Source organism: Bacteroides sp. 224, from assembly GCF_010500995.1.
In the GTDB taxonomy this organism is placed as follows: domain Bacteria; phylum Bacteroidota; class Bacteroidia; order Bacteroidales; family Bacteroidaceae; genus Bacteroides.
The window spans coordinates 36996-43941 of sequence record NZ_QVMK01000023.1 but is presented as its reverse complement, the minus strand read 5'-3'; the positions used below and the strand labels follow the sequence as shown (position 1 = coordinate 43941).

5 protein-coding genes are annotated in these 6946 nt (G+C 38.1%); all 5 read right to left on the bottom strand.

From position 1 onward, the window contains the following. Positions 1-177 precede the first annotated feature (177 nt). The 5 genes from D0T60_RS11715 to D0T60_RS11695 all read right to left on the bottom strand — a co-directional run bounded on the left by D0T60_RS11715 (position 178) and on the right by D0T60_RS11695 (position 6855). Complete coding sequence (locus tag D0T60_RS11715) at positions 178-2175, bottom strand: glucosamine-6-phosphate deaminase (RefSeq protein WP_163218347.1); 1998 nt, start codon at positions 2173-2175, stop codon at positions 178-180. Between the two features lie 128 nt (positions 2176-2303). After that, positions 2304-3074, bottom strand: a complete 771-nt coding sequence (locus tag D0T60_RS11710; RefSeq protein ID WP_163218346.1) for an amidohydrolase — start codon at positions 3072-3074, stop codon at positions 2304-2306. Positions 3075-3077: 3 nt separating this feature from the next. After that, positions 3078-3632: a 1-acyl-sn-glycerol-3-phosphate acyltransferase gene (locus D0T60_RS11705; RefSeq protein ID WP_163218345.1), complete on the bottom strand. Its 555-nt coding sequence runs from the start codon at positions 3630-3632 to the stop codon at positions 3078-3080. Between the two features lies 1 nt (position 3633). Then, entirely contained in the window at positions 3634-3903 is a 270-nt protein-coding gene (locus D0T60_RS11700) for a hypothetical protein (protein WP_163218344.1), read from the bottom strand. 69 nt (positions 3904-3972) lie between these two features. Then, positions 3973-6855 (bottom strand): hypothetical protein, encoded by a 2883-nt coding sequence (locus tag D0T60_RS11695; protein WP_163218343.1) that lies wholly within the window; start codon positions 6853-6855, stop codon positions 3973-3975. Positions 6856-6946: the final 91 nt, after the last annotated feature.

Here is a 6946-nt window from a genome sequence, read left to right as displayed (position 1 = left end):
ACGAATCCGAAAATGAAAAGCGTGAGCATCGTTGGACTTCTTTTCTTTCATTGGTTGAGTCGTTAAAGAGTCAACCATATCTACAAAAAGACAATCAAAGGATACAAAAAGACAGGTGCTTTAAAATAAAAAGACTCCTTGGCTAATTATGCAAGGAGTCTTTTTATAGGGTTCTCTTTATTTATTATAAGGAATGTATTCTACAAATGCTTCCATGGCCTCGTAAGAAGCTAATCCCAAATTATCGTACAATGCAGCTGTTGCTCGGTTTCGATCTTCGGAGCGTTGCCAGAAAAGACGTTCATCATTGCCTAAGAATGGTGCGCTTTCCATTTGAGACTGATGTTTCAGAATCGAATTACGTTTAGCGCGGAGTTCTTCGGGGCTGATAGGAACAGCCATTTCAATGTTTTCGATTTCCCATTCTGCCCATGCTCCACGATACATCCATATACGACATTCTTTCAGCCATTCTGCTCCGGCTTCTTTTTCTACATCAATAGCGGCTAATGCGGCATCCAAACATACCCGATGGGTGCCGTGCGGATCTGCAAGGTCACCTGCTACAAAGATTTGATGCGGTTTTATCTCTCGTATAAGATCAAGGATGATGTTTACATCTGCTTCACTGATCGGGCTTTTCTGAATTTTTCCGGTTTCATAGAATGGAAGATCCAGAAAATGGCAGCGATTCAACGGAATATTATTGAATGTACAGGCTGTACGAGCCTCTCCGCGGCGTATCAACCCTTTTAGAGTCAGAATATCTTTGGAGTCTATATCTCCTTCTTTCTTATCTTTGAGGAATTGACGAATTTCAGCGTACTTTTCATTGATAGCAGAGTTTGCTGCATTGTCGAAAAGCTGATTAAAGCCATTGATAAAGTGAAGAAAGCGAATTACTTCTTCGTCGCCAACCGCAATATTCCCCGATGTTTGGTAAGCTACATGTACCTCGTGTTGTTGCTCTACCAGTCTTCGGAGAGTTCCACCCATTGAGATTACATCATCATCCGGGTGAGGAGAGAAGATTATAATCCGTTTAGGATAAGGTTTGGCGCGTTCGGGTCGATAAGTATCGTCTGCATTCGGTTTGCCGCCCGGCCATCCGGTAATGGTATGCTGAAAATCATTGAATATCTTTATGTTAACATTGTATGCGGAGCCGTAAAGTGCCAATAACTCGCTCAAACCGTTTTCATTGTAGTCTTTGTTTGTCAACTTTAAAATTGGTTTCTTAACAATTGCACATAGCCAGACTATTGCACTACGGATTAATTTGTCGTTCCACTCGCAAGAGGTTACAAGCCAAGGGCGACGGATACGAGTTAAGTTGGCAGCGGCAGAAAGATCTATAATGATATGCGACTTATTATGAGTTTGCAAATAAGATGCCGGAATGGTATCTGTAACATTGCCTTCAACACATTCTTTAATCATTTCGGCTTTATCTTCTCCCCATGCCATTAAGAATATCTTTTTAGCTCCCATAATGGTAGATATTCCCATAGTAATGGAACTTACCGGTGTACTTTCGATATTAGCGAAAGACTTGGATGCATCATTTCTTGAACCGTTATCAAGCATAATTAACCGGGTAACGGAATTAATGCGAGAACCGGGTTCATTAAAAGCAATATTACCAACGCGACCTATACCAAGGAGGGCAATATCGATACCTCCGAAAGTTTCTATACGTTGCTCGTACAATTTACAAAAATCGAAAATGGCTTCTTTGGGAATGGTACCGTCCGGACTAAATACGTTCTGTTTGTCTATATCCACATGATCGAGCAACATGTTTTTCAGAGAATTCAAGTTGCTGTTAATTGCATCCGGAGCCAGTGGATAATATTCATATAAATTGAATATTACTACATTCCGGAAACTTAGTTTCTCCTCTTGGTGAATTCGGATGAGCTCTTCATATACGTTACGTGGAGAATGTCCACCTGTAAGAGCTATGACGCAGAACTTGCCATCCTTTTGTTTATTGCGGATGGTTTGTGCTATTTCATTAGCAATGTGCTTGGCTCCTTCTTCGGCAGATTCAAAAATGTCAGTAGGAATCTTCTCAAATCGGGTCAGTGCCGATCTCTCAAAAGCATTCTCAGGTTTGTAGTATTTGGGGGATACACGGTTAAGTGTAATCTGAGAACTAAGATTTGTTTTCATAAATTAATTATTCATTAAGTTGTGTCAGACTAAAGTCTCAAACTGTTCTTTTACGTGAACAAAGATACGAAAGAACTTTTTTATGAAAACTACCTTATTGTAGGTATTGTTGGTTTCTTATATTCGTTTTAACAAAACTTAAATTCATCTGCATCTTTCCAGACTGGAAATTTATTTCGGAATTGTTGCAGGGAAGATAGGGAAAGTTCAACGGTTATTGCGTCTTCTTTATGATCCGGAATGGCTGCTAATAACTCTCCTTTTGCCGAATATAGTTTACTTCCTCCACTGTAAATAAGATTGTTTCCGTCTGTGCCAACTCTATTGACTCCACACACATAGCTCATGTTTTCTAAAGCACGGGCTGGCAATAGGGTGTCCCATACCAAGTGTCTTGAATCTGGCCAGTTGGCTGTATAAAGAAGTAAATCGTACTCGTTATGTGTATTTCTGGCCCATACAGGAAATCGAAGATCGTAACAAATTAGTAAACAAATGTTCCATCCCATATAAGGAATGATAAGTCTTTTGTTACCTGCTGCGAAATGGTTCGATTCTTCTCCCATTCTAAACAGATGCTTTTTGTCATAAAAGTAAGATTGACCATCCGGTGTGAGAAAAAAGCCCCGGTTATAGAAATGGTTGCTGTCGGAGGCAATGTAGCTTCCTGTTAAAGCCGTTTGATATTTAATGGCCCATTCTCGAAGTGTTTGAATAGTGGGGCCATCAATTGGTTCTGCAAGCTGGCGACTGTTCATGCTAAATCCTGTGGAAAACATCTCCGGGAGTACAACCAAATTGGTAGTACCCCGAAGCTTTTCCAAATGTTTTTGCAACTTAAGCAGGTTTTCCTGTTTATTTTCCCAGGAAATATCAGTTTGCAGTATGGTTACTCTCATGCATTAAATAGTTCCGAGTGCAAAGTTCTCGGGATGCCTTCCTGAGAAGTTTTTATAGTAAAGTTTAATTTCGCGCATGTCTTTTTCTATATCTCCAGTAGGAAATAGTGACTTTGCTGCTGAAATAGTTTTTGTTCTATAATCTATACCTATTAATATAATAGGAACTTTGGCTTTTAATGCAATGTAATAAAATCCTTTTTTCCAGTTAGGATTCGCTTTGCGAGTACCTTCCGGAGTTATTGCTAAATGAAATTTCTTTCTTTTGGCAAATGCTTCCACCATTTGATCAACCAGTGATGTTTTTTTCTTCCGATCTACCGGTATTCCACCTGCGGCTTTAAAGAAAAGACCCAAAGGAAAGAAAAACCATTCTTTTTTCATCATGAAACTAGTTTTACCTCCGGCTGTTCCATAAAAGAGTTTACCAATAAATAAATCCAGATTGGATGTGTGAGGAGCAGCGCATATTACGCATTTATCATACATTGGGACTGTCCATACTGCTTTCCATCCCAAAATCTTTTGGTAGATAAAACCATAAATAGCTTTCTTCATTTTACTTCAGATCCTCAATAGCTTCAATAATTCCGTTTACTTTTGTATTGAAGTCCTCGCGAAACTTTTTATAAAAGCCTTTTACATTTCCAGGTTCTGTATGGCTGATACGACTGATGAAATCATCTTGTACCATCAGAATATCTGTTAATACTTTATCGGCTTTCTCTTTATTGGTTTCAGGGGTGTTCATGCTTTTAATCAAACACTCTGCAAATAACTCTCCAATAATATAATTAACATTCTTCTTGAGTTGTCTTCTACTTGCCATAATAATTACAATTTAAAATATGAATATTTATTTCGGGGTTAAAGATAAACACTTTATCCGAACTTATTTCTAAAAACTGATTGAGAATAGTGCTTCTGCCTGTAGTTTTCCATAATTTATTGGGTTTATGATGCGTGCTCCCAATGATATAGGAAATTCAATTTGAAGCAGATTACAGTCTAAGATCACATCAAGACCGTAGGAACTTTGCGTATTCCATGATGCTTTTTTAGATGCTTGATTTCGATATAGATCGTAAAATGCATTGCTTCGTACGCGTCGTATATACATTAATGAACCCAAACTGAAATCGGGGCTAATGATACTGAATGAATAATCGGCACTAAAAGTCATTAATTGGCGTGTACTATATAAATAATTATATCCTCTCGGTTCAGTCATGATTCGTTTAGGTAGATACAATGCTTTGTCGTCAAGATCTTGAAACTGATACCCAAAACGCAACATTAATCCGTTATTGTTTATAATACCGGGAAGATAAGTGGTGAGTCGGGCTGCGTACAGATGTCCGTAATTCTCGGAATTGAAAGGAGAGAATATATGTTGCAAACGTAATTGATATCCCCATCGGGGAAGTATGTCACGTTTAGCCATCTTGCGGTAATTGTAGAATCTTAATTCCGAAAGCATATATTGAAAATTGCGGTATTTTCTGCTGTTGAATTGCTGATACTCATTGTTAGTATAATAATAGGTTACAGATGGCTGGAACCCACGAGTATAATGATTGCGAGTCAGGTTGAATGGTATATATACTCTGGCTTCTGCTTCTATCAGGTTGCGATCGGTATATCTTCCTCGGATGCTTTCTTTTCCTGTTTCTTCATTTTGTGTCCATGACATTGTAAAGGCTTTTGCACCATAGTCAACCGATAAATCTACCACAGGATACCATCCCATGTAAGTAAATGCCAGTTTACCGTGGTGATAGTTGTCTTTGTAGTACCATCCTGCCTGAGCGATAGAAGTGTTAAGCGTATTTTGAGATAATATGGTTGCTCCCGGTTTTACAATTGTGCTAATGTCATCAGTGTCTAAATTGATAACATCGGACACGTCATAATAAAAAGGAGCCCAACTATGTATCTTAAATAAGTGTGGAAGGCGATAGTAACGTTTGGGCTTAAATTCAACAGATGCTATGGTAGCTGTATCCAAATTGAAGTTTTCTTGTTGACTGATTGTCTCAGCTAATTTATGTTTATAAGGATTGTTGAAGTTAGCCTGTTTCTTTTGTAGCTTATTGATTGGCACAGATGCTATTTGATAACCGGTAGATTGATAATCTGAGAAAATCAAATCCTTTTCGTTGGATGATAATGAAGGAGTGAATGCACCAAAACGAGCAGATGTTATTTGATAAGGATTGGATGAATTATCTTCCAAACAATAAATATTGTTGGTGCCATTCAAGCCTGATTCAAAATAGAGCTTATCATTTGTCCATATAGGAGAACTGATATTGGCCCAAGTGGGTTTTAAACGCTCTTTCCACTTGCCTGTATTTATATCGAGCTCCTGTATATTGATTCCGTTGCTATCTATTAAAATGGCTATAATTCTATTATCTCCGGCATAAGCGATTTCTTTTGCAAATGCATTTTGAGGGGTATCAAAGGTGGTTATTTCATTTCCATTTTCGGCATTAACCAATACTATCCGGTTCTTTCCAGCTGTTGATACACAAGAAGCAGCTATCTTTTTGTTTGTTGAGTCAACAGCCGGAGTCAGATAACGTTGACGAGATGTTAGTGTTGTAGTTTTCTTTGTTTCTAAGTCTAAACATTTAATAACCGAGTAGTTTTGATGCGTCCATCGCAGACCGGAAACATATTCACTCCAATACACTTTATTGTTGTTAAGTGTGATACGGCTGTTTATATTCCCTAAATAAGTAATCCTTTTTTCTTTTCCGTTTATTAGGGATATTAGCGAATTAAGTTCACTTAAATTTGATTTTACAGCGATTACTGTGGAATCATTCAACGATTGAGCATACTTGTATTCGGTATACTCCTTATTGACCGGAGAAATAGGAGTGGGAGAGAAGCCGGATTGTTGATATTCTTTCTCTTGTATGTTCCATTCTTCATTTAAAAAAGAGAATGTTTGTTGGAACAGCTTTTGAGGGCGAATACCTGTATGGTGCTTTAGAGCATTGGAGAATGGAGGGAGGTTTAATATGCGGTCGGCATATCTGGCGGTTACTTTGTTCCATACATCGGCACCATATTGATGTCGTGCAAAAGCAGTTAGATTATATCCGAATGCATATTTACTTCCTGTATAATTCTTATATGAGCCAAGAAACCATTTATCGAAAGAATAAAAGTCGTTGGAAAGCATTTGGGCACGATAGATCATATTAAATTCAGGTAATCTTCCTCTCCCGCTATTTGATAAAGCGGTTTCGGTAGCTACGGCATCTCCTTCCAAGAACCATGTGGGTAATAAGAATGAAGCTACGCCGGCAGCTTGTTCACCAAGTCCGTAGTAAAGCGGTTTAAAAATGCCACGAATCACTTTGTTGGTTTGGAATAGGTGTCTTGATTCATGAAGGACAAGTTGCCTGTCCCATTGTTGAGCATATAAATCGGAAGAAGGAGTAGTTATTATCTCCATGCGTCTTGGTGCCCAGGATACCATTCCGTTCGATAGCATATTGCCAGGATGCAGAATCACCGGAAATTTCCTGTCTTTGGAATTCCCAATTGTTTGTTGAACATAAGGATAAGCAGTCTCCAATAGTGTAGCGTATCGATAGGCTGTTGAGTCATTTCCTTGAGGATATACAATTTTGAAATGATTGGTGTTGACAATATTCCATTTGTATTTATAAGGGTCAGTACCGTAATTTACAAATTGGGCATGCAGAAAGTTTGCAATAGCTGAAAATGCAAACAAGACAATGACCTGTTTATATGAAAGCATATTCTTATATATTTATTCATTATAAGCTACAAAAGTATATTTTTATGAGGTATTGGCAAATAAAAAGAGAGAATACCTTATATTAAAATAG